Origin of the sequence: Niastella koreensis GR20-10 (genome assembly GCF_000246855.1) — a bacterium.
GTDB lineage: Bacteria > Bacteroidota > Bacteroidia > Chitinophagales > Chitinophagaceae > Niastella > Niastella koreensis.
The window spans coordinates 4418666-4443051 of record NC_016609.1 but is presented as its reverse complement, the minus strand read 5'-3'; the positions used below and the strand labels follow the sequence as shown (position 1 = coordinate 4443051).

Genomic DNA, 24386 nt, shown 5'->3' with positions numbered 1-24386 from the left:
TTTATAAGAATTGATGAAACATAATAGGAACTTAATTAACTATAATGAGTAAGGGTTGACACATAGTTAGTAAAAGCCATTGCATAAATTGACAAGGATGAATTAAAGTGAATTACTGATGAGCCATATAAAGCTACTGATGACTCAAAGTAAGTTACTGATGATCGATTATAATTTGCCTTTACACACCGAACAATAGGTATTTGCGCTCTGATCAACGGTTTGAATGCGCTCATTGGCGTCGTTCATGATGCAATTTTTGGTAGGGCAATGCGGAAGACCCTGGTTGTGACCCAACTCATGGATAACGATGGTGCATGGTGCGAAGATCATTTGATGGTGACCGGGTTCTATGGGGCTTTTACACAGCATAATAATATGATGAACAGGAATGTGTATAGATGGTTGCAGGATAATAACATAGGTCAAATATACTACCCACATAATAATTTCTTAATAACACTTACCCGCTAACTCTTTTTAATTTGCGCCGGTATGACCGGAGATGTCATGCTGCTAAAAGTTGTTAAAAACACTGCAAGTGGGAAACGCTGACAAATTATTACTGCAAAAAATAGCCCGTGGCCATCAGCCCTCTTTCCAGGTTCTCTTCGATACCTGGTGGGAACCACTGTTTCAATATGCATTTAAAGTATTGCAAAACAGGCACGATGCGGAAGAAGTAGTGCAGGACTTCTTTATTCATTTCTGGAATAAACGCCATGAACTGCCCGAAATACAATCATTGCCCGCTTACTTATTCACTGCCTTAAAGAACCGCATCCTGAACCATCTCTCTAAAAAGAAATATCCTGTTACCAGCCTGGATGTATTATATAATAATGAAAGCGGAATTTCTCCCGCCGCCGCTTATGAACGAAAGGATACGGAATCTGCCCTGCGATCGCTGGTAAACACGCTTCCCCGTAAAATGAAACAGGTGTATGAACTGCACCAGTTTTCGGGCCTGTCTGTTAGTGAAATCGCCCACGAAACAGGTAATTCCGAACAAACCGTGCGCAACCAGTTAAATACAGCAGTTAAAAAATTAAGCCTGGTATGGAAGGCGGAACTGCTCACCCTCCTTGTTTTTTTCTTTTTTAAAAAAAATGTTGCTTCCGGATAGTTGACCTTTTATGTTTACCTGTCTTAGTGTTAAAGCCGAAAAATAATCATCGTTGAATTATCAGGAACATATCGATCAATTACTGGAAAAGTTCAGCCGGAATGCCTGTACTGAAGAAGAATTGCAGGAGTTATACAGTTGGCTGGATAAACAATCGGCTGCAGGTGAACCGTATTCCTTTACCAATGATAATGCCCGTTTATTGCTGAAAAGCAGGATGCATGATGCCGTTTTTTCGGCGGTGCTCCCTGATCTGCCTGTTAAAACCCGTAGCCGGAATATCTGGATAAAATATGCCGCAGCAGCTGCTGCGCTGATCGTTTGTTGCGGTCTTGCTTACTGGTTTACTCTTCCAACCCGCGTGGTGGTGGCCGCTGCGCCTGGTAAAGTAGAAAAGCAATTGTTGCCCGATGGCAGCACGGTGTGGCTCAACGATAATTCAATGATTATATATTACAGCAATTTTTCGGGTCACAGGAACATAACGCTGCAACGGGGGGAAGCTTTTTTCGAGGTAAAAAAAGATGCGGCGCATCCGTTCACGGTTCAATCAAATGGGGTGAGTACCACAGTAAAGGGCACTTCTTTCTCGGTAAAAATGCTCAGTCGTACAGGTGAGGTAAAAGTGTCGGTGGTTACCGGAAAAGTGCTGGTGCATAAACAGCAGGATACCCTGGGCTACCTGTTGCCAGGCCAACGGTTACGCTATATAAAACAACAGAATACGGTGCGTAAAGACAGTGCGCAGGAGGGCGAAGCCAATGCCTGGATCAGGGGTGATCTGTTCCTGCAAAATGCAGCCCTGAACGAAGTAATGCAATGGTTGCAGGATCATTTTAATGTATCGGTTGAAAACAAACGTACCCAATATACCGGCGATTATTACCTGCAGGTTAAACGTGATATCCCTTTACAGGAAGTGATCAGGATCCTGAACCTGTTGGGCGCTAAAGATCATATTCAGTTTTCGTTACATAACCAAACAGTCTTCATTCAATAATTAATCCATAACGTTCTATTTATGAGTCCTTCTGTAAACAGATGGAAAGCAATCTGCTTGCTTTCACGGGCCGCTACGCTCTTTTGTTTGCTGGCTTTTATTTTGCCCCTGACGGCGCAAACAGCCAACCCGCTTAAGAAAACGGTGCTTATCAATGTAGATCAGCAACCGCTTGAAAAAGTACTGACAGATATCGCCATCAGGGTTCAGGTGAAATTCGCTTTTGACGTAAGTGACGTAAGGCAATACACAGTAACCCTTCACGAAAAAAAGGAGATCACGGTTGAAGAGGCGCTCAGGAAAGTATTGGGTAAAACCAGTCTTGATTTTGAAAGCCATGCCAATACCGTGGTGATCTATAATAAAGAAAAAAAGCCGGCTAACTCATCAACTGTTCCCGAACAACCCGGAAGCAACTTTATCAGTTATTCAGCGGGCAGCCAGGTGTTTACCGGAACGGTAACAGATGATGCTGCTCCTTTATCGGGAGTAACCCTTACCATTAAAGGCACTACAGTGGGTACCCAAACCGATTCAAAGGGGGCCTTCAGGCTGGAAGCCGATGGGGAAACCATTACAGTTATAGTTTCTTATGTTGGCTATGCTATAAAGGAAGTGATATTGAAAGCCGGCGCTCCCAATTTCATCAAATTAGAGCCCGAAGAAACGCAGCTGAATACGGTAGTGGTGGTGGGTTATGGTACACAAAAAAGAGGAACATTTTCAGGTGCGCAAACAGATGTAAAGCTCGATAAGGTAGCGTCGCGTTCGGTACACAACTTTACCGAGCTATTGCAGGGTAAAGCGCCCGGTGTGATTGTGCAGAATGAAGGGGGCGACCCAACCTCACTACCCAGCGTGAGTATTCGCGGACTGGGTGGTATTAACGGGGAGAAAGTGTTGTATGTTGTGGATGGGGTGGTTACGGATGGTGTGCCGGTAGTAAACCCAAATGAAATTGAGAATATCTCTGTGTTGAAAGATGCGTCGGCTGCTATTTATGGAGCAAGAGCTTCCGGCGGCGTAATTCTCATCACTACAAAAAAAGGTAAATCAGGCGCCGCTTCCATCACGGTAGATGCCAAATACGGTGCACAAAAGGCCTGGCGCAAATTGCAGCCGTTAAACGCCAAAGAATACGCCGATATGATGAACCTGGCTGCTGACAATGCCGGCAAACCAAGGTCTCCGGCTTTTGATGCCACCACCTATCCCGACGGACAAATAACCCGTACCAACTGGATGGATGATATTTTCAGGACCGGTCATATAAACGACTATAACGTCAATATCAATGGCGGCAGTGATAAGTCGAAATATTTTATGGGTTTTGGTTATCGCAAGGCGGAGGGTACATTGCTGAATACCTATACCGAACGGTATAATTTCCGTCTTAACTCCGATCATCAACTGAAACCCTGGTTAAAAGTAGGGGAGAACCTGCAATACACGTTTACCAATGGCAATGGCGCCAATACCCAAAGCGCTTATACCGGCGCTATCTTATCGGCGATCTTTTATCCACCCAGCGTGGCGCCTTACAATGCGGATGGTACCTATGCAGGCCTGCCTGCTACCTATGCCGGAAGCTATGGCGATGTAATAAACCCCGTTGCTTACCTGAACCGCCTGGATTACAAGAACCCGGTGAATGGAATTCTGATCAATCCATATGTGGATATCAAACTGCACCGCAACCTTACCTTTCGAAGCAATTTTGCCCTTACAAAAAGTTTTTCTACTGCCAGGGAGTTTGATACCCGCGTGCTGGAAATCGGAAAGATCTTCGATTTCAACCAGCTTTCCATCAGCAATGATAATTACACAAACCTGCTGGCTGAACAAACGCTTACTTATAATAAAGAATTTGGGGAACATCACGTAACGGCCGTAGCTGGTTATGTATACCAGCACGAACTGGCCGAAGGCGCCTATGCGCAGGCACAGGATTTTACCGATGAACGGGTGGTGTACCGCTATTTTCAGAATGCCAACGATATTTTTAAACCCCAAAGCTACAAGACGGAAAAGGCGCTTGTTTCGTACCTGGCGCGGGTGAACTATGACTACCAGGAAAAATACCTGCTTACCTTATTAGGCCGGCGCGATGGAACTTCCCTGGTGGCCAAAGGGAACAAGTTTGCCAACTATTATGCAGTTACCGGCGGTTGGGTTATCAGTCGCGAGGCGTTTATGCATGGCATAAACTGGTTGAACAACCTGAAACTGCGCACCAGTTATGGTTTGCTGGGTAACCTGGGTAGTTTGCCGGCTAACTCGGTGAATGTGCCTATGCAGCCTACCACCGCCTACATGGGGCAGGATCCCGCCCAGGTGTATGGATATGCAGAGGATGCTATTTCAAATTTGAATATGAAATGGGCTCAATCCCGTCAATACAACGTTGGGGCCGATGTTGCTGTGCTGGATAACCGCCTTTCGTTGAATGCCGATTATTTTATCAAGAATACAGAGAACATGCTGTATCGCCGACCGCCGGCCAGTACCAATGGGGTAAACTATGGTAAATGGGATAACGTGGGTGAAGCGCAGGATAAAGGCATCGAGCTGGGTATTAATTACAATGGTAATCCCAAAGCCGCATTTCAGTACAGCATAGGTGCTACGATCACTAAAGTATCGAACAAACTGGTTTCCCTCACCGATAATATCACTACCGTTTCAACAGCCGATATAAACATCCGCAGCACCCTGGCGCCGGTGATCATGCAGGTGGGCAGCCCGCTTTGGTCGTACTACGTGGTACCTACGGCCGGGATATTTAAAACGCAGGATGAAGTAAACAACTATAAGAATAAAAATGGCGCCCTTATTCAGCCGAATGCAAAACCCGGCGATCTGAAGTTTGTGGATGTAAGCGGCAATGGTAAAATTGATGATAGTGACCGGGTGATAAGAAAGGGCAATTATCCCAATTTCACCTATGGCTTCAGTTTTAATGCCAGCTACAAAAATTTTGATCTGAACTTCTTTGTGCAGGGGGTACAGGGCAACAAGATCTTCAACGGTCTCAAGTACCTGGCCATGCAGGCCGGCGCGAGCGGTCAGAATTACAATATGCTGCATGATGTAGTGAATGCCTGGACGCCGGAAAATCCCAATGCTGCCATTCCCCGGGTGTCTTTAACCGATGCCAATGGCAACTTCAGCACCGTGAGCGACTGGTATCTCGATAATGGCTCTTATGCCCGTATCAAGAACGTGACTCTGGGTTATACCTTACCGGGCAAGCTGACCAACCGGGTTAAGATAAATACCCTGCGGGTATACGTAACCGCCAATAACCTGGTTACCATCACAAAGTATAAAGGGTTCGATCCTGAGGTGGGCATGAACGAATACGGCATCGACAAAGGCCGTTATCCGCAGGCGCGTTCGGTATTTGTTGGAGTAAACGTTAATTTCTAACCGAATAAGCAAACTTAACAATGAAAAAGATACTCAATAATATCGTAATATATTGCATGGCGGCAGGTGTATTAACCAGCTGTGATAAGAAACTGGATATTGAACCGGAGGGTTCGCCCGTAACAGGAAATTTCTGGAAAACGCAGGCCGATGCCATCAGCGGGTCCAATGCCCTGTATGAACAATTTGATGGTGAAGAGTTTTATGGCCGCGGTTTTATGTGGTACATCAATGCCAGTGACGACATGGTGACCGGCCGTTCCAATGCCAAGGCCGATAACGTGAAAAATTTCAACAGCGCTACTTCCGGCGTATCTTATCTTACCGATCAATGGAAGATGCGGTACATAGTTATTAAACGCGCCAATGATATCATTCTGCACGTGCCCGGTATTGAAATGGATGGAGCATTGAAGAGCAGGATCCTGGGCGAAGCTTATTTCTTACGCGGACTGATGTATTTTCAATTGTCGTATAACTATGGGAATGAAAATGCCGGTGTACCCATTGTTACGGAAGCCAATTCTTCCAGTACTGCCGCGGTGGCCCGCGCTGCCAGTGTAAGCGAAAATTATGCACTGGTTGAAAGCGATTTTAAAACCGCCGCCAACCTGTTGCCTTATTTCGATACTTATAAGGCGGAAGATTATGGCCGTGCCCATAAAACCGCCGCCTGGGCCTACCTGTCGAAAATGTACCTGTATACAAAGAGCTGGCCCAATGCAGAGAAGTATGCCGACTCGGTGATAAAAAGCGGCAAGCATGCCCTGCTTGGCAAATTTGGCGATGTATTTACCATTGCCAATAACTGGACCAAAGAATACATCTGGAGCGCTCTTAGTACGCCAAAAGGAACAGGAGGCTGGGGCAGCATTCTGCCTGGTGTTATGCTCGAGAACAAAGGTTGGGGAAAATACAATGGCTGGGGATATTATACACCAACCAAAGAATTGTACGATGCCTATGAAAATGGTGATCAGCGCAGGGAGGTTACCATCCTGAAACCGGGTGACGCTTTCCGCTTCTTTGGAAAAGATACTGTTTATGGTTCCGCCAATAGTTTAAGTGGTTACCAGTTCAGGAAATATATGGAGCCATTTTCCTATGCAAATCCTATTAGTACGTATATTAGTCCTAACGGCGATCACCCAACCACTGCTCTGAATCCGCCATTGCTGCGTTATGCCGAAGTGTTGCTGATAAAAGCAGAAGCCGAATTGATGCAGGGTAAAAATGCCGATGCAGAGATCAACGCCATCCGTAACCGCGCGGGATTGACAAACATTACCGGCGCTACCCTGGCGGAATTGAAAAAGCAACGCCGCTGTGAATTTGCCGGTGAATGGGCCGATCGTCACCGTGACCTGGTTCGCTGGGGCGATGCACAAACTGCCTATGCACAACCGTTACATGGTTATAACGGCGCCATTATCTGGCCGGCCAGAACATTTAATCCTGCGGTGCACAACGTATGGCCTGTTCCTTCTACGGAGATCAGCAATAGCGGCGGGGTGATAAAACAAAGCACGGGTTGGTGAGTTGTGAGTAGTGAGTAGTCAGTAGTGAGTAGTGAGTTAACTCGCTATTGTTCAGCCTTCCGGATTATCGGAAACCCACTCACTACTGACTACTCACTACTCACCATTCACTACTGACAAAAAAATATTTCAAATTGAATAAGCTACTTTTTACTTTATTGATCGTTCTCAGAACAACAGCTTTCTCCCAACCTGCTAACTATACCGTTGCCAATGCGCACTCGCACAACGACTATGAGCAGCCGGTTCCGCTGTTAACGGCCTATAATGAAACCTTTGGTTCCATAGAGGCCGATATCTTCTGGTATAATGGTGAAATACTGGTAGCGCATAGTGAAAAGGAACTGGCATTGCACCGAACACTGGAAGATATGTACCTGAAACCGTTGCAGTCATTTATAGAAAAGAACAAGGGACATATTTATGCAGATGCCGCCCGGCACCTGCAGTTTATGATAGATATAAAAACCGACAGCGTAACTACCCTGAACAAACTGGTTGAACTGTTGCGGAAATATCCCGTGCTTACACAGTGTTCAACTTTGCAGATTGCTATCAGTGGCAACCGGCCCGAGGTATCGGCGTATGCTTCTTATCCTTCCTTTATCTGGTTCGATGGTGAATTGCAAAAAGAGTATCCGGCCGCTGCCCTTGCGCGCGTGGTGATGCTAAGCGCCGATCTGAAAAAATATACCATGTGGAATGGAAAAGGAATTATTCCTTCGCCGCAATGGGATACGCTGCAAAAACTGGTATCACATGCGCATGCACTCAACAAACGGGTTCGTTTTTGGGGAGCCCCTGATTTTACCAATGCCTGGATCCAGTTGATGCGCCTGCAGGTGGATTATATCAATACAGATAGCATTAAAGCATTGTCAGATTTTCTGCGGAAAATGCCGTCGAACTCTTTTAAAAATAAAACCGGGTATAAGCCTTATCAACCCACTTTTCTGCATGATGGCGTTGATAAACCGGTAAAGAATATTTTACTGTTCATTGGCGATGGTACAGGGCTGGCCCAGTTGTATGCCGGTTATACCGCCAATAAAGGCGCGCTGAATGTTTTCAACATGCGTAATATCGGGTTCTCCAAAACCAGCTCGTACGATTGTTATGTTACCGATTCGGCCCCCGGTTCAACGGCCTTTGCTTCCGGTGAAAAAACCAATAACCGGCATGTGGGCGTAGATCATACCGGAGTAGCCATTCCCTTGCTGCCGGTGTTTCTGAAAACAAAAAATATAAAAACCGGGCTGGTTACCTGTGGGGATATTACCGATGCCACGCCGGCTGATTTCTACGCGCATCAAACCGACCGGGAAAATTCTATTGCTATCATTCATGATCTTAAAAAGGCCGATATCGATCTGCTGATGGGATCGGGCAGGGAGAGTTTAGCAAATGTTGCCCTGCTGGAAGGAAATGTCAAAGACGCCGGTTCCGACAGCGCCTTCCAGGAGTTGTCGCCTGAATTTACTGTTGTTCATAGTGTGGACAGCGTGAAAGATGTACCTGGTAAAAAATGGGTGGTGGTTGACCCGAAGGCGGGTTTGCCCGTGCTGCGGGGGCGGGAGCACTGGCTGGAACAGGCCTTCTCAAAAGCAGTGAAAACGTTGTCCCGCAATAAAGCGGGATTTTTTTTAATGACGGAGGGCGCGCAGGTTGATTATGGCGGTCATGCCAACGACCTATCGTATGTAGCCAGCGAGGTAATGGATTTTGACCAGGTGATAGGCAAAGCGATGCAATTTGCTGATGCAGACGGACAAACACTTGTTATTGTAACAGCCGATCACGAAACCGGTGGTTTGTCGCTGCTGGCCGGCGATTATTCCAATGGCTATGTAAGCGGTAATTTTTCCACCAACGACCATACTGCCACACCGGTGCCGGTGTTTGCCTATGGCCCGCAATCGTTCCGTTTCAGGGGCGTATATGAAAACACGGAGTTGTTTTACCGCATGATGGCGGCGCTTAACATCCCAATAAGAAAATAAATCAGCAGCAGCCCGGCTCAGTTGTTTGCCTATTCGTGTGAAATGATTACTTTCGGCTTATTCCAGGTAATTACTGCTACACCAATTTCAAACTGACATGCAACAACAAAAACGATTCCTGGCCCTCGATGTGTTCAGGGGCATGACCATTTGCTTCATGATCATTGTAAATACCTCGCCTGATGGGAGCCATACCTATGCACCGCTGCTGCATGCCCAATGGCATGGTTTTACGCCTACCGACCTGGTTTTTCCATCTTTTTTATTTGCGGTAGGTAATGCCATGAGCTTTGTAATGCCCAGGTGGGAGAATGCTTCGACCGGCTTTGTACTGGGTAAAATTTTAAAACGAACATTACTCATTTTTATACTGGGTTACCTCATGTACTGGTTTCCCTTTGTGCGGATGGATAAGGTAACCGGCGTGTACGCCTTTTATCCATTTGAGAAAACGCGCGTTTTTGGCGTTTTACAACGCATAGCGCTGGCGTATTGCTTTGCTTCGCTGATGCTTTACTTTTTAAAATTCCGCGCAACGATCATTATTACCGCTGCCATCCTGTTGTTATACTGGCCCGTGCTGTATTTCTTTGGCGATTCGGCCGATCCGTTGTCGCTGGCTGGCAATGCCGTTTTAAAGCTCGATCTGTGGCTGCTCGGTCCCGACCATTTATATCATGGCGAAGGCGTGCCTTTTGATCCCGAAGGTTTTTTAAGTACGTTCCCGGCCATTGCCAATGTTGTAGGTGGTTACTGGGTAGGCAGGTTCCTGCAACAAAAAGGCGGCACCTATGAAGCCCTCACCAAACTGATGCTGGCTGGTTTTGCCCTGTTGGTCTTGGCGCATTTCTGGAATTATTCTTTCCCCATCAATAAAAAACTCTGGACCAGCTCTTTTGTATTACACACTGTGGGCATTGATTGTCTCATTATAGCTGCCATTGTTTATATAGCCGATATTCAGCAAAAAACTTCCTGGACGCCTTTCTTCCAGGTGTTTGGCAAGAACCCGTTGTTTATTTATCTGCTGTCTGAGGTGCTGGCTATTTTGTACAGTGTATTCAAATTGCCTTCCGGCATCTCCGTCTTCAGGTGGTTATATGATAATATTTTCATTCATCTGGCAACGCCGTATTTTGGCGCGCTGGTACAGGCGGTGTTATTTATGTTGCTTTGCTGGAGTGTGGGGTATTGGATGGATAAGAAGAAGATTTATGTAAGAGTATAATACAGTTGTAAAAACAAAAGATAAAAAGAACAGCTTTACTTTACGACGTAAGGCTGTTCCTTTTTTTGCCACTATTGGGTTATTGACCCAGCACTAAAAAGATCTCGGCAGAGTTTTCTTTAAATACATTGCTCAGTTTAAAATAAGCATCCATGATGGCTTCATTTAAAAACTCTTTATTTAGAGCGTCATCAATTTGTTTATTAGTCAGGAATTTAATAAAAATGCCGCCGGTGTCAATTACTTTATAACCAGCCGACTCCGCATCTTTTTGTAAAGTATCCATATCATACACCCGGTAATGGCCCACAGCTCTATCCCTGTCATTTAAGGTATATATTGTTTTCAGGAGATCCATTTCAACAGCTGCCAGGCGGTGGAATGATTTTGCATTGGGAACTCCAACAATGAAAACGCCCTCATCTGCCAGCCAGCCTTTTATCCGTTTAAGTAATGCTACCGGATCAAAAATATGTTCCAGAACATGGCTCATGATAATTGTATCGAACTTTTTTCCAGGTTCATATTCCTCAAATAAGGAATGCACTTTTACAAGGGATGGATGATCAGGGATCTGTTCTAATAAGTTTAAAGATCCCTCTACAGCGGTCACTTCTTTAAAATCGTTTAATAAGTGACAGGTCATGTATCCGGTGGCAGGACCTAATTCGAGGCATGTTTTGTTTTTAAAGTACGGTTTAAACTGTTGATAGGCGTAATATGCCAGTCTGCGGTCAAAGTCAAGCAATCCATTGTTGTAAAAGCCGGCAAATTTGTCGGGATGAGCAATCATTTCCTGAATTTTAATTTGATTAAAAAATACAGTACCTGCGCGTATTGTTGTTGATACTGCGCAAGGGAATCATCACCGACTTTGATTGAGTATTTATCCGGGAATGTGTACGTTGGCTGGGATGGGGAATCCAAGGTATATAAAATAAATTATATGGCCAATTAGCTAATGTGATAATGGAAGCGCTCGATAATAGTTAGCCATGTATTCAATTATCACATTATCAAATTAGCTAATTATCACATTAACCCTGTGCGTTCCATAAAAGCATTATTAAACACCTTTTGCGTTTCGTTATCAAGCAATTTATGTCTCGCAGTAAGCCATTTATTTACCGCAGCATCGCCATACATCTGGCGGATGCGCGGTTCGGTTAGGTTAAAGTTGATCTTGCCCCAATGTAAGGTATAGGGGAGGCCGATTGCTTCAAAACGGTCCCACACGCTGCTGAAGAACTTACGGCTGGTGACCGATTCAACACCATCCATTTCCAGTACGCAGGTTTTTTCAAATTTGGTAAAGCCGAGCGTGGCTTGCGTGCCCTTTACAAAACGCAGGGCCAGGGCGCCGGCAAAAGGAGTCTTTTTATTCAATTCCACAATTTCTTCAATGGCGCGGCTGGCATTAGCCGTGTCTATGGCAATAGCGGCGCTGGCTGCTTTGCCCCTGAATTTGGTATTGGTAAAGATCTCACCAATGGTGCCAGTGGCCTGTTCATTGGCGGCAAACGCCAGCGGAAATAATTTGGTGACCAATGGCGGTACCAGTTTTTGCGTAAGCTTTTTACCGATATTATCGAGAATGGTTTGTACCAGTCCAAGCAATTCATCACCGTATTGAAATTTACCGGCGGGTAAGGCGGGTTTGTCGTAATCTGTTCTGTACGGCGTTTTATACATCGCGCGCAGGAACACGCCTTTGTCTGCATCGTCAATGGCAAAGCGATGTGGATTTACGATCACTTCAAAATGATACAAACTACGGCCAGGGCTTTCGGGCGGGAAGGGGAGAAAATCATGGAGCGCTTCAAATTTCCATTCATTGATGGCCTGTTTCAGCTTGTCGTTATAAGGAATATTAGAAGAAGTATGTTTCTCCAGCAGGAAAATAGGTTCCGTTTCCAGCAGGATCCCATGTACAAAACCAAAACTGCCAAAACTCACCACTGCAGAATTGAACAGGTCATCGTCACGAAACACTTCGGCGCCCAGCCAGTCGGTAAAAGCCTGCGAAGCTACGGGATACGAGGCCCGTTCGAGCCACACATGACGATTGGCGCCGGTGACAAGATGTAAGCCTACAATGGCATCATGTACGGCGCCAACTTTATACCCGGCGCCATGAGTGCCGGTAGCAGTAGCGCCGGCAATGGTTTGTCCGTTACTGGCCCCGGAAGCACGCAGGCAACGCAGCCAGCCATTTTCTTCTTCCAGCTCCTTATTCATTTGTAAGATGCTCATGCCGCATTGGGTAAACACCAGGTCTTGTGCAGTTTTGCCATTGGCGAGGTATTGCGGTGATAAAAAACTATTGCCCATGCTAAAGAAAGTACGCAGCTCACGGGTATCCACCAGTCCGCCATTACATACGGCCACATCGCTGAAGCTCCAGCCATTGCCAAGCGCCCGCAGGCGAACATTATTGTCAATGGCATGTTGTATCAGCCATTGAAAGTTTTTGGTGGTAGCCTGGTAATTCTTTTCCTGCTGGGAGAAGTCGAAAGGCAGACGCAGGTTAAAGCTTGCATCTTTTGTTAATGTAACAGTAAAATTCTGGTGACCGTTTTCCCAGTCGGTAATGGGAAGTGCTAATATGCCTTCAGGTAATGCCATATTAATTAGTTGAAAAGTTAACCAGTTGACCAGTTGACGGGTCAACTCGTCAACTGTATTTTAATTTCCTAAATGACCGGGTTGTGGGTTAGGAGGAGCGCAACACCAGCTCACTTTCTGGGGAATTACAATTCCCAATGTGATAACTGTTAATAACACATGTCCCGGCGTTGATTTTACTACAACCTTATTGAGGTGATTATACCGTTTATCGCATTGTGGGCGAATGTCTTTCGACTGCACCAATCCCCAGAAATAATGCCATACGGTAGTGTCTTTGTTGATGTTGGTAGCATCGGCGCAATCGTATTCGGTAATTATTTTAGTGCTGCTGCAACTGGTGAGTGTGCAGGTTATTGCGGGTAGAAAAGCTATAAGATAAATTGACAGTGTTTTGGTGAATGTGGCAGACAATTGCATATGATTTATTTATTAGTGCGAGGGTAGGAGTGGGAAATGGAAAAAGCTACCTCAAATCTAGGGGATTGTCACGGGCATACCAATACCACATTGGTGGTAACAAAATTTAATGATGATCGTCAAAATATTCATTAATTACAACGCAGTATCAAACAACCGGTTATCATTACTGTGCAGAAATGTGTGAAAATTATGACAACAACTTTTGAGTAGTTGTATATCAAAATGCGTTTACTTTGAAGGTCCGGGACGACCCGCTCGGGAAAATATTAAGAACCGATTGTTCAACCCCAGGTTAACCCTGTTTGATAGCACAACAATAAATACACAGGTATGCAAACGCTCTCTCCCCGAAAATACGTGCAAACAAAGGCACGCACATTGCCCGTGAGTAAATGTATGGTGAATAAGGACTGGGAAGAAAGTCAGATCGCCAATGTATCTGTAATGCGAAAACATACGAACGGCAATGTTACTATCGGTTTGTATCGTGTAGATCTGTTGTGTTTGGGAGTAAAAGATACCGTGTTTTTTTTCAATACCTCCGAGAATGAATTTTTTCAGGAATACAGCCAGGAACTGGCAGATTTCAAGGAAATAGATTATGCGCTTGCGCACAATATCATTTACGCCGGTCATGATTTTGCCATGGAGTTTGATATTCACCCGCATCACAACTTTGAAGTTACCCGTTATATCCTGGAAGAAGATGATAATGCAGTGCCGGTGATCGATGTTCCGTTAGGTACCGACGGCTTGCCACATTTGATCGTGGAACGTTCAGGTCAGTTTGCCGAGGTACTGGCCAAGCTGAAACAATATGCCGGCGAAGGAAATTATTATTATACGGTTGAGGACCCTGGTATACCACCCCGCTTACGGGAAGATGCATCTGCCATCAATCTGCAAATAGACAACATTCCGCCCGGTGAAGTAAGTTTGAGCAATGTGCAGAACATTCGCTCAGACGATATGTTGAATACAGAGAAGGTGCAAACACGCTCGGTGCTGGAACAGATCACCATTCATGCAGAATTGCTCACCCGCTTACTACCCCCCGAAATAAATACCTGTACACCTGAGGAAGAATTGCAATGGCATGAAATGTGGGATGAAATTGGCCATGGCGCCGAAGAACCTAATAACGTGCTGGAAGAACATTTTGAAGAACACCTGTTTGTAGTAAAACAAACCGATGAGCTCGCCGATTTGCTGGACCGTAACAACGAGCAACTGATGCGTGAGTTTGAAGACGGTATGGCGGCGCTGGCTAACGAATATGCACACAACCCGTTGGCGTTGCAAACCATTTACGAACAGGGCGTGCTGCTCGATCTGCCTTCCTTATGCGAAGTGGCCAAAAAGCATGCGGTGAAAATGTACAAATACTTTCCGGTGTTGAACTTCAGTTTGGCATTAGGCGCCCTGATACAACAGGAGCAGGACAGCCGATTTGAACAGATCTATGCCCACTCCGATATTCGCGAAGCCGTACCGGGTTATGAACAATACCATTCTTCTGAAGTGATCAATTTCTGGCTAACCCGTTTATGGGTTTGCCTGGAACAAAAAGATATCAAACGCGCCGTACAGTACTATTTTATGCTGGTTGATGGCAAAGCCACCGGATGGTTGTTATTACCGGTGCTGGAGAAGTATGTGGAGGTGTTGTACCGGTATAATAAGGCGCTGAAAGATCTGGAAGAAGATGATGGCGCGTAGACAGGATACAGAATATTGAATATTGAATGTCCAATATTGAATGTTGAAGTGAAGAAAACGGGTTAAAGCCAAAAGGTTAAAGGCTAAAGCTAAAACCGGAAATGTATTTGCTTTCAGCTTTCGGCTTTCGGCCTGTATTTGCTTGCAGCTTGAAGCTTGCAGTTTGCAGCTGTTCCCCGTTTGCCAAAAAAAGCAACTTTTTTTCAAAAATTTACAAGTAATAAAATACGTCTCTTATTTGCAGTAAAGCTACTCTAAGCATTACATGTATCATATAAACAAACCAATTTACCATATCCCATTCCCAATTGATTTCATTAACTTAATAATGGATTAACTTTTCATATACTTACAACCAGTATATTTGCGTTATATAATAAACACAGCGACTGCTCGTTTTATAACAATACTTGCCTTAGCACTCTACACTTAATTCCTGAATTTCTCCTTGCCAAATTCTTGCCGCCGATAATAATTCTTGCCAGCCAAAAATAATTCGGTTGTCACTTGCCGACAATTTTAAAATTTAAAAAACTTAACCTATGGCACAAAAAGGCTTTCTTATCGACATGGATGGGGTTATTTACAAAGGCAGTGAACCTATTCCCGGCGCAGTGGAGTTCATCAACTCATTGCGTGAAAAAGGCTATCCGTTTTTATTCCTTACGAATAACAGTCAGCGTACACCCCGCGATGTGTGCTATAAATTGCGCAAATTAGGTTTTAATGTAACCGACGAAGATATTTTTACCTGTGGCATGGCAACCGCACGCTACCTGGCATCACGCAAAGAACACGGCACAGCCTATGTTATTGGTGAAGGAGGTTTGTTAACCGAGTTGCATAATGTAGGTTATTCTATTGTTGACGATCATCCCGATTATGTGATCATCGGGGAAGGCCGTACCATTATGCTGGAATCGGTTGATAAAGCAATTAACATGATCATGAACGGCTCGAAGTTGATAGCCACCAACCTCGATCCCAATTGCCCCGTAGGCAGTGGAAAATACCGGGCCGGTTGTGGCGCATTTGTCGCCATGCTCGAATTTGCTACCGGTAAGCAGGCGTTTAGCGTGGGTAAGCCAAGTCCGGTTATGATGCGGATGGCGCGAAAGATCTTGCAACTGTCAACCGACGAAACCATTATGATCGGGGATACTATGAGTACCGATATCCTGGGCGCCGGCTCCATGGGTTTTACAACGGTTTTAACGCTGTCGGGCGTAACCCAGGAGTCAGACCTCGATCAGTTTGGCTATACCCCTGATTACATTATAAAGTCGGTAAAGGACCTGTTGAATGAGGAGCTGTTTGCAAAGGTGCTGGATAAACAGCACGAGCCGATTTTGAATGTGGCTTAATTGACACTGGTTTTGTTCAATCCGCAATACTACATGTTTAAGAGGAAAAGGTCCCCGACGATACTGTCGGGGTTTCTTTTTTTGTGCATAACCTGCGTAATGCACAGGGTATCACCACCTGAATTTTCTGTTTTTGCCGGTATGTTTTTTGGGTTTATATTGCCTGCTCACCCGCCCTGACCGTACAGTTCAACTGTACAAAAATGAATAAAAATATACTGGTTGTAGCAGCATTCCTGGTTTGTGTGCTGATGGTTGTACCTGGGTTTAGCCAGGATAATCAATGGTTAAGGGGCGCCTGGAAAGGCGAGTATTTTGGCGAGAAAAGCAAACTCACCAAAACCTTCGATACCCGGCTGCTGATCACAAAAATGAACGGCGCGCAGTTTGAGGGAGTGGTGCAGTGTATCCTGCCTTCCGACACAACCGTACGTTTACACACCCGCATTACCGGCCGCATCTACGACCACTACATCATGACCAAGTTAAAAGAAGTGGTGTATTTTAAAGATCCTCCCGGTCATTACACCTGGGCCAAGCATTGTAATAAATGCGACAGCATGAAGTATACCTTTGAACAGCAGGGCGACAGTATAATAATACAGGGAGAACGAAGATGCGATACGCTTTGTAATATCGTTGCCCGCTATTCCAGGAACATCGGATCGCTGGTGTACAAACCCGCTTTTTTGTATGATCCTGCCATCACGCCGCGTAAACTCACTGCCAAAACCGCCGGTTCCACTGCTGCCCCTATTGGGGCCATTACCGCCGGCGCCGCAAAACCGGCAGCTCTCGCCATTACCACCAGCACCTCCAATAACTCCAATACCGCCAGCACCACCAGTACCGCCAATACCGGTATTAACTTTGTTAAACCTGTATATAAGGATTCATTGGTTGGCCGTAACTATTTTGCCGGCCGGGCGGTATCGCAGGCTACCCAATACGTCTTAAACGCCGATTCCGTCGAGATCCGGTTCATGGATAATGGCGTTGTAGATGGCGATACCATCAGTGTATATTATAATGGCCAGTTATTGGTGAGCAAACTGTGTTTAAAAGAACAGCCATACATTATAAAAGTACCTTTATACCCCGGTTACCCCAACCGGCTGGTGATCTATGCCGAAAGCCTCGGCATCTACCCGCCCAATACTGCTTATGTGCGCATCTTATATGGTAAAAAGGAGCAAAGTTTTTTACTCAGCAGCACTATGTCTAAAAGCGGAAGTATAGAACTCTATACCCGGCCTCCGGCAACGGGAGGGGGAGTAATTGCCAGTCATTAGCTACCGCCGGGTATCCTGATAGGCACGGATTTCCCATAATCCCGGAACCCCTTTTATAAAAGTGAGTTTGAAATAACGCGCCGTTACTGCAAAATTATCGGTGTGCGGTGATTGGATCTTTAAATCGGAATGACCGCCACAACGTTTCCAGATGGTTCCATTGGTAGAATACTCCAGCTTATACGCATGGCCGGCTGTTGGCTTTACAAAAAATGCATCCAGCCTGTTTATTTTTCGTGCATACCCCAGGTCAATAGTGATAGCCGCCACAGAATCGGTAGTGGCTGCCATCCACCGCGTACCGTTCGATTGGTCAATGGCGTTTTGTGGCTGATAGGTTTCGGTTCTGTTTAAAGTAGAATCCCTGATAGGTTTTATTGGCATGTCGGGCAGGGAACTGGATACAGTCGCCCTTCTTATGGGCACCGGAATGAAATGGCTTTTCCATTCATGAAGGGGGCCTACACCTTCATGGGTTAACACAACGGGTTGTATGGTGCCATCTTCATTAAAGTTCAATTTATCAACCCATACCTGGCGGTTGGTGCTTCCGCGGCCAAATTCCAGGTAAGCGAAATAATAATTGTCTGTTCCTTTATCCTTATATCCTTTATCGTTGAACACACAACCATGTCCGGGGCCATAAATGCCTTTGGCATGATCGGTGGTGGCAATAATATCGTTTTGCGGAAATTCAAACGGCCCCAATGGCGATACCTTGCTGTAGATATAAGCATACTGATAATTCTCATGACCCGATAAAGTATACAGGTAATAGTAAATGCCTTTCCGTTTAAAAAGAAAAGGGCCTTCGGAATACCCGCTGCGTTTGGTTTTGATCACAACCGTAGTATCGAGTGTATACATATCATCATGTAACCTGGCGGCACCGCGCTGCGCCCATACCATATAAGCTTTTCCATCATCATCGATGAATACTTCTGCATCTATACCCTTGGTACCTTTGGGCCCTTTCAGTGTAACCATTGGTTTGGGCGCCTTTGACCCCGCCAACGTGTCGGCGCCATTCAACAAATGAAACGGGCCGGCAGGGGAGTTGGCCACTGCTGCATAGATATTCGTATTGAGTGTGGGATACAGGTAATACTTACCCTTCACTTTTGTTGCGGTACTGGGCGCCCAGTATAATTGCCCTACGGCTGCAGGAAAGAAAGTGCCTTTAAAATGCCAGTTAACCAGGTCGTTTGACATCCATACTACCGGCGGACCAGAAGTTGCCAGTCCCTGGTTATAGCCATCGGTGGTAGCATAACAGTAAAACGTGCCGTCAAAGGATACAATGCTGGGGTCAGCTATCAGATCGGGAATAATGGGGTTGCCGGAACCTTGTGCAAGCGTGATCGTTGAATGAAAAAGGGTAACACCGATTACCCAGGCAAGTGCTCTCATTATGTTGGTATTATGTGGGTCATTATTCAATCGCAATTTACATATTTCAATTGCGATGCCCGTAAAAACATTACGTTTAAGTTCTATTTGTGTTAAGATAGTTTATTTAACAGTTAATAACAGGGAAATAATACCTGTCAAAATATAGTTACTTCATATACCATAACGATTAAACCAAAAAGCTGTCAAATGAAAAAAACAACCCTCATCTGGTATATGGGTAACATATACTCCTGTTACTAACGTTCACCAACATTATCTTTTCCTGCTACTCCTTTTAGTTTTCCCCAATTTGCAATTGCGGTTCGATTTATGCAGCATCTTGCTGCAGTTGCAGTTTTACCTTCTTCTTCTCTATTGTTGAAAGGGTATGCAGGAATAGGTTAACTCCCACTTAACTAATTATTCCTGTCATTGAACTGGTAGGCGAATCCCCGCCGGGGATGCTCGTATGCCTGTGCGATGGCCTTAAACAATCAAAACAATGAAAAGCTTATTTTACTCATTACTCGTATTGCTATGCGCAGTACCGTCGCTTCATGCCGCTACTGTAAACGTTTCTTCTTTATCGGCTTTGCAAACTGCTATCAATAACGCAGCACCGGGTGATGTCATCATCCTGGCCAACGGCGTTTATACAGCCAGTACAGATATTTCCATCAGCAAACAGGGAACGGCTGCTGCGCCCATTACCATTCAGGCGCAAACTATTGGCGGCGTTGAAATAAACGGCACGGCCGGTATTAATATCGTTAGCCCCGCGAAATATATTATTATTAAGGGGTTCAAATTTACCTTCAATGCTTCGCAGGCCACCATGGCCAGCGGCACCAGCTTCTGCCGCTGGACCCGGAATATCTTTCAAACCCCCGGTGAAGGGGAAGACCTGTTGCTGAACGGCAACGATCATGAAGTGGATTACAACACCTTTCAACATAAAGATGCACTGGGCCGCTTTATCGCCGTTCGGGGTACCGGCAGCCAGATCGCCCAACGCCTGCACATTCATCACAATTATTTCCTCGATCAGCAACCGCAATCGGGCAATGGCGCCGAAACCTTACAGTTTGGTTTAAGCGGGTACAGTCTTTCTTCAAGCAACAGTATTGTTGAGTATAATCTTTTTGAACAATGTGAGGGCGAGAACGAATTGATCTCTGTTAAATCGAGCGCTGTTACGGTGCGCTATAATACCATTCGCGATTGTCCGGCGCAGTTTACCCTCAGGCATGGCAATCACAATGTAGTGTATGGTAATTACTTTATCAATACGCCCGGCATCCGCATCTTTGGCGACGATCACATCATCTTCAGTAACCATTTCGAGAACTGTGACCCTGCCATCAATATTGGCAATGGCGATGGGGAAGTGGCCGATGGCGATGCTTTAACCGTACACGACCGGCCCGACCGGTGTGTGATTGTGTTTAATACCCTGGTAAATAATACCACTAACTACGTACAAAGCGGTCGTACAAACGGGTTAGGCGCCACCAGTACCACCTTTGCCAATAACATTATCCAGGGTGGGGGCCCGGCGGCTTCCATTGCTGGCCCCTATACAAGTGCAGTATGGTCGAACAATATCGTGTACCAGGCCAATGGCGCCGGAGCCATGCCATCGGGTAGCTATACAGTGGTAAATCCTTTGCTGGCCCGCGATGCCACCGGCACGTTCCATTTGCAGACTGGTAGTCCGGCCATTAATGCCGCCACCGGAACGTATACCGATGTTACCGTTGATATGGACGGACAAAGCCGCAGCGGAACAAAGGATATTGGCGCCGATGAAGTATCAACTGCGCCGGTGATTGCACAGATCCTTTCTGCATCGATGGTTGGTTACAATGGTGCCGATCCTGCAGCCTGCCTGCCTGTGGTGGCCAGCAGCGATGATGGCAACGTGCCGGGTAATGTGCTGGACAATGACCTCAATACCCGCTGGAGCGCCAATGGCGATGGCCAATGGATCCAGTTTTGTTTGAGCAGCGCCACTACGGTAACCGGGGCGCAGATCGCGTTTTACAATGGAAACACCCGTACTTCTACCTTCGATATCTTAACCAGTACCGATGGCGCCAGCTGGAGCACAAAAGCAACCAACCTGGTAAGCAGCGGCACCAGCCTGAACCTGGAAACATTCTCTATAACCGCTACCACTGCAAAATATGTTCGCATTGTAGGTCATGGCAACAGTGTAAACGCCTGGAACAGTTATACCGAAGTGCACATTCAAACCAGTTCTTCAGCGCGCCAGGTGGCAGATGAAACAATTACCATAAAAGAAACGCTCAGCAGTTATCCCAATCCGTTCAAAACAACTAATACGATCACCTTCAATTTGGAGAAAGACAGTCATGTTCAATTGAGTGTGTTTGATGTGATGGGCCGGCAGGTGGCCCTGCTGGTGAATGGTAACCTGAACGCAGGCCTCCATCGCGTTCCATTTGAAGCGAAGGGCTTGCTTGCGGGGATGTATTGGATTAAATTATTAAATAACGGTAAAAGTATGATGAAACAGATAATAAAAGAATAGGCTGGTCAGTAGTCAGTAGTGAGTGGGTTTCCGATTGTTCGGAAGGCTGAATAATAGCGAGCTTACTCACTACTGACTACTCACTACTCACTTGGACACCAGGTTAACCCTATAAACACTATTACCCTACCGACCATGTTTATTGTTAACCTAAATAATCACCCGAATGAAAAAAGCTACCAACCTTATTTTATGGTGCGTGTGCCTGCTATTGGCATGCGCGAAAAACACCCAGGCGCAAACGCCGGTCCAGAAGAATGGACAGTTGCGCGTGACCGGCACCAAATTATGTAACCAGTATGGCAACCCCATTCAATTACGCGGTATGAGCACCCACGGTATTCAATGGTACGGTTGGGGAAGTTGTTTAACCGAAGCTTCCCTCGATGCCCTGGCCTACGACTGGGGTGCTGATGTATTACGCATTTCGATGTATGTACAGGAAGATGGGTATGAAACGGACCCTGCCGGGTTTACCGCCCAGGTGAACCGCCTCATTGAAGAAGCTACTGAGCGCGGCATGTATGCCCTGGTTGACTGGCATCAGTTAACACCCGGCGATCCCAACTACAACCTGTCAAGAGCAAAAACATTCTTCTCGGCAATTGCCAATCAGCACAAAAACAAGAACAACATCATTTACGACATCTGTAATGAGCCCAATTCGGGCGCTACCTGGGCTAAGATCAAATCGTATGCCGACCAGATGATCCCCTTCATCCGTGCTATCGACAACGATGCGGTGATCTGCGTGGGCACCCATGGCTGGAGTACCTTTGGGTTGAGTGGCGATGGTTCTTTACAGGACGTAGTCAACAACCCCTTAACCTACCCGAACGTAATGTATACCTTCCATTTTTATGCGAAGGACCACCGTACGGAGTATTTAAACCAACTGGATAAAGCCTCCAACCTGTTCCCGGTATTCGTAACTGAGTTCGGTACGCAGGAGGCCAGCGGCGATGGTCCCAACGACTTCGCCATGGCGCAGCAATACATCGACCTGATGGCGAGAAAAAAGATCAGCTGGACAAACTGGAACTACTCTGATGATTTCCGCTCCGGCGCAGTTTGGATTACCGGTACCTGTTCAAACGGTCCCTGGACGCCAGCCAGGTTGAAACCTGCCGGCGCCTGGGTGCGCGAACGCATTATGAGCCCAGCCGATGATTTCCCTGGTGGGGGAACACCTGTTTGCGAGCCGGTTACCGCCAGCAGCAACGATGGCAACGTGCCCGCGAATGTGCTGGATAATGACCTCAACACCCGTTGGAGCGCCAGCGGTGATGGCCAGTGGATCCAGTTCTGTTTGAATACACCTACGTCGGTTAGCGGCGTTCAGATCGCGTTCTACCAGGGTACCACCCGTACTTCAAATTTTGATGTGCAGGTAAGCGACAGTGGTTTGGTATGGAGCAACGTACTTACCAATGTACACAGCAGCGGCGCTAACAACAACCTGGAAACATTCTCCTTTACGCCCCGCACCGCTAAATATGTGCGCATTGTAGGGCATGGCAATAGTGCGAGTGCCTGGAACAGTTATACCGAAGTGAAAATACAAACCGGTACAGGCGGTGGTACTAACCAGCTGTTCACTTTGCTGCCTGCACAGGATGCGTATGTACGTGATGGGGCCAATGCCACGTTGATTCATGGCGTAATAGATTCTACTTTCTTAATGACGAAAGTAAATCCAAGCGCTACCACGGGTAACAACCGGGAGTCGTACTTACTGTTCGATGCAAACAGTGTAAGCGGTACTATAAATTCTGTAAAATTAAAAGTGTATGGTAAAGTAGATCTCACAGCTATTACTACCATTCCTGTGGGGGTATACGCTGTGGCCAATACCAGCTGGACAGAAAAAACGCTCACCTGGAATAACAAACCAGCTGCAGGGTCAACCGCATTGGCTTCGGCCGATATTTCAAGTGCGGCCTACAGCTATGCCGTTTGGGATGTTACCAGTTATGTGAAAAGCGAAATGGCCGCCGGCCGCAAGCTTATTTCCCTGTCGCTGAAGAGCCTGGCGTCGAACGACTCGCGCATTTTGTTCAATTCTGCAGAAACCGGTAACAACCCGCCACAACTGGTGATAGATGCTGCCATTTCTACGCAACGGATGATCGTTGCTTCGCTGGTAGATCAGTCAACCAAAGCCGCCACCGGAACCATCCTGCAGAGTTATCCGAATCCGTTTAAAAACAACAATACCATTGTTTTCAACCTGGAAACGCAGGAACATGTATACCTCTCGGTATTCGATTTAACCGGTAAAGAGGTAGCAGTACTGGTAAATGGCAACCTGGCTGCCGGCAGTCACCGGGTTAATTTTGAACCGGGCCGTTTGCCTGCCGGTATCTACACCCTGAAAATGGTGCATAGTGGCAAAATCACCGCCACCAAGCTGGTGAAACAATAAACTAAAGAAAGCAAGAGCAAGCAGTAGAATGGGGTCATCCGTGATAAGCGGGTGGCCCTTTTTAGGCTGAATGCTTAACGCTGAAAGCTTAACGCAGGATTCCGCATATTGGGTTTTCGCGTTCAGCGTTCAGCCTTCTGCCGGCCTTCGGCCTTCAGCGTTAAGCCTTCAGCGGTATTCTTTAAAGAATAATGGCAGTTATTCACAATCCATACCCGTTTATTTACGTTATAAACTGGAAACCGTAACTTATAACAAACCCTTGTTATAT

16 protein-coding genes are annotated in these 24386 nt (G+C 46.1%); 11 read left to right on the top strand and 5 right to left on the bottom strand.

The window, feature by feature from the left end; translation table 11 throughout:
- Positions 1 to 168 precede the first annotated feature (168 nt).
- Positions 169 to 444: a hypothetical protein gene (locus NIAKO_RS37830; RefSeq protein ID WP_071884242.1), complete on the bottom strand. Its 276-nt coding sequence runs from the start codon at positions 442 to 444 to the stop codon at positions 169 to 171.
- Between the two features lie 97 nt (positions 445 to 541).
- Here NIAKO_RS37830 and NIAKO_RS17435 point away from each other — a divergent pair, with 97 nt between their 5' ends.
- The 6 genes from NIAKO_RS17435 (at position 542) to NIAKO_RS17410 (ending at position 10321) form a co-directional block, all read left to right on the top strand.
- The gene (locus tag NIAKO_RS17435; RefSeq protein ID WP_014219759.1) at positions 542 to 1126 is read left to right on the top strand and encodes an RNA polymerase sigma factor; all 585 of its coding nucleotides are present in this window, start codon (positions 542 to 544) and stop codon (positions 1124 to 1126) included.
- A 52-nt stretch (positions 1127 to 1178) separates the two neighbouring features.
- Entirely contained in the window at positions 1179 to 2126 is a 948-nt protein-coding gene (locus NIAKO_RS17430) for a FecR family protein (RefSeq protein ID WP_014219758.1), read from the top strand.
- A gap of 21 nt (positions 2127 to 2147) precedes the next feature.
- Entirely contained in the window at positions 2148 to 5555 is a 3408-nt protein-coding gene (locus NIAKO_RS17425; protein WP_014219757.1) for a SusC/RagA family TonB-linked outer membrane protein, read from the top strand.
- Between the two features lie 20 nt (positions 5556 to 5575).
- Positions 5576 to 7093, top strand: a complete 1518-nt coding sequence (locus tag NIAKO_RS17420; RefSeq protein ID WP_014219756.1) for a RagB/SusD family nutrient uptake outer membrane protein — start codon at positions 5576 to 5578, stop codon at positions 7091 to 7093.
- 134 nt (positions 7094 to 7227) lie between these two features.
- The gene (locus NIAKO_RS17415; protein WP_014219755.1) at positions 7228 to 9093 is read left to right on the top strand and encodes an alkaline phosphatase; all 1866 of its coding nucleotides are present in this window, start codon (positions 7228 to 7230) and stop codon (positions 9091 to 9093) included.
- Between the two features lie 97 nt (positions 9094 to 9190).
- Positions 9191 to 10321, top strand: coding sequence for an acyltransferase family protein (locus NIAKO_RS17410; RefSeq protein WP_014219754.1), 1131 nt, complete (start codon positions 9191 to 9193; stop codon positions 10319 to 10321).
- A gap of 79 nt (positions 10322 to 10400) precedes the next feature.
- Here NIAKO_RS17410 and NIAKO_RS17405 read toward each other — a convergent pair whose 3' ends face one another.
- The 3 genes from NIAKO_RS17405 to NIAKO_RS17395 all read right to left on the bottom strand — a co-directional run bounded on the left by NIAKO_RS17405 (position 10401) and on the right by NIAKO_RS17395 (position 13366).
- Positions 10401 to 11114: a class I SAM-dependent methyltransferase gene (locus tag NIAKO_RS17405; protein ID WP_014219753.1), complete on the bottom strand. Its 714-nt coding sequence runs from the start codon at positions 11112 to 11114 to the stop codon at positions 10401 to 10403.
- 239 nt (positions 11115 to 11353) lie between these two features.
- Positions 11354 to 12946 (bottom strand): FAD-binding protein, encoded by a 1593-nt coding sequence (locus NIAKO_RS17400; protein ID WP_014219752.1) that lies wholly within the window; start codon positions 12944 to 12946, stop codon positions 11354 to 11356.
- Between the two features lie 60 nt (positions 12947 to 13006).
- The gene (locus tag NIAKO_RS17395; protein ID WP_014219751.1) at positions 13007 to 13366 is read right to left on the bottom strand and encodes a hypothetical protein; all 360 of its coding nucleotides are present in this window, start codon (positions 13364 to 13366) and stop codon (positions 13007 to 13009) included.
- Positions 13367 to 13699: 333 nt separating this feature from the next.
- On the opposite strand from NIAKO_RS17395, the gene NIAKO_RS36900 reads away from it, so the two are divergent.
- The 3 genes from NIAKO_RS36900 to NIAKO_RS17380 all read left to right on the top strand — a co-directional run bounded on the left by NIAKO_RS36900 (position 13700) and on the right by NIAKO_RS17380 (position 17744).
- Entirely contained in the window at positions 13700 to 15088 is a 1389-nt protein-coding gene (locus NIAKO_RS36900; protein ID WP_014219750.1) for a hypothetical protein, read from the top strand.
- Positions 15089 to 15630: 542 nt separating this feature from the next.
- Positions 15631 to 16452, top strand: a complete 822-nt coding sequence (locus NIAKO_RS17385) for an HAD-IIA family hydrolase (RefSeq protein WP_014219749.1) — start codon at positions 15631 to 15633, stop codon at positions 16450 to 16452.
- Positions 16453 to 16655: 203 nt separating this feature from the next.
- Positions 16656 to 17744 (top strand): hypothetical protein, encoded by a 1089-nt coding sequence (locus tag NIAKO_RS17380; protein WP_014219748.1) that lies wholly within the window; start codon positions 16656 to 16658, stop codon positions 17742 to 17744.
- On the opposite strand, the gene NIAKO_RS17375 is transcribed toward NIAKO_RS17380, so the two are convergent.
- The gene (locus tag NIAKO_RS17375; RefSeq protein ID WP_014219747.1) at positions 17745 to 19154 is read right to left on the bottom strand and encodes a family 43 glycosylhydrolase; all 1410 of its coding nucleotides are present in this window, start codon (positions 19152 to 19154) and stop codon (positions 17745 to 17747) included. It lies immediately after the preceding gene.
- Between the two features lie 484 nt (positions 19155 to 19638).
- On the opposite strand from NIAKO_RS17375, the gene NIAKO_RS37585 reads away from it, so the two are divergent.
- Both NIAKO_RS37585 and NIAKO_RS17365 read left to right on the top strand, forming a co-directional pair.
- The gene (locus tag NIAKO_RS37585; RefSeq protein WP_014219746.1) at positions 19639 to 21690 is read left to right on the top strand and encodes a chondroitinase-B domain-containing protein; all 2052 of its coding nucleotides are present in this window, start codon (positions 19639 to 19641) and stop codon (positions 21688 to 21690) included.
- Positions 21691 to 21856: 166 nt separating this feature from the next.
- Entirely contained in the window at positions 21857 to 24115 is a 2259-nt protein-coding gene (locus NIAKO_RS17365; RefSeq protein ID WP_014219745.1) for a cellulase family glycosylhydrolase, read from the top strand.
- Positions 24116 to 24386: the final 271 nt, after the last annotated feature.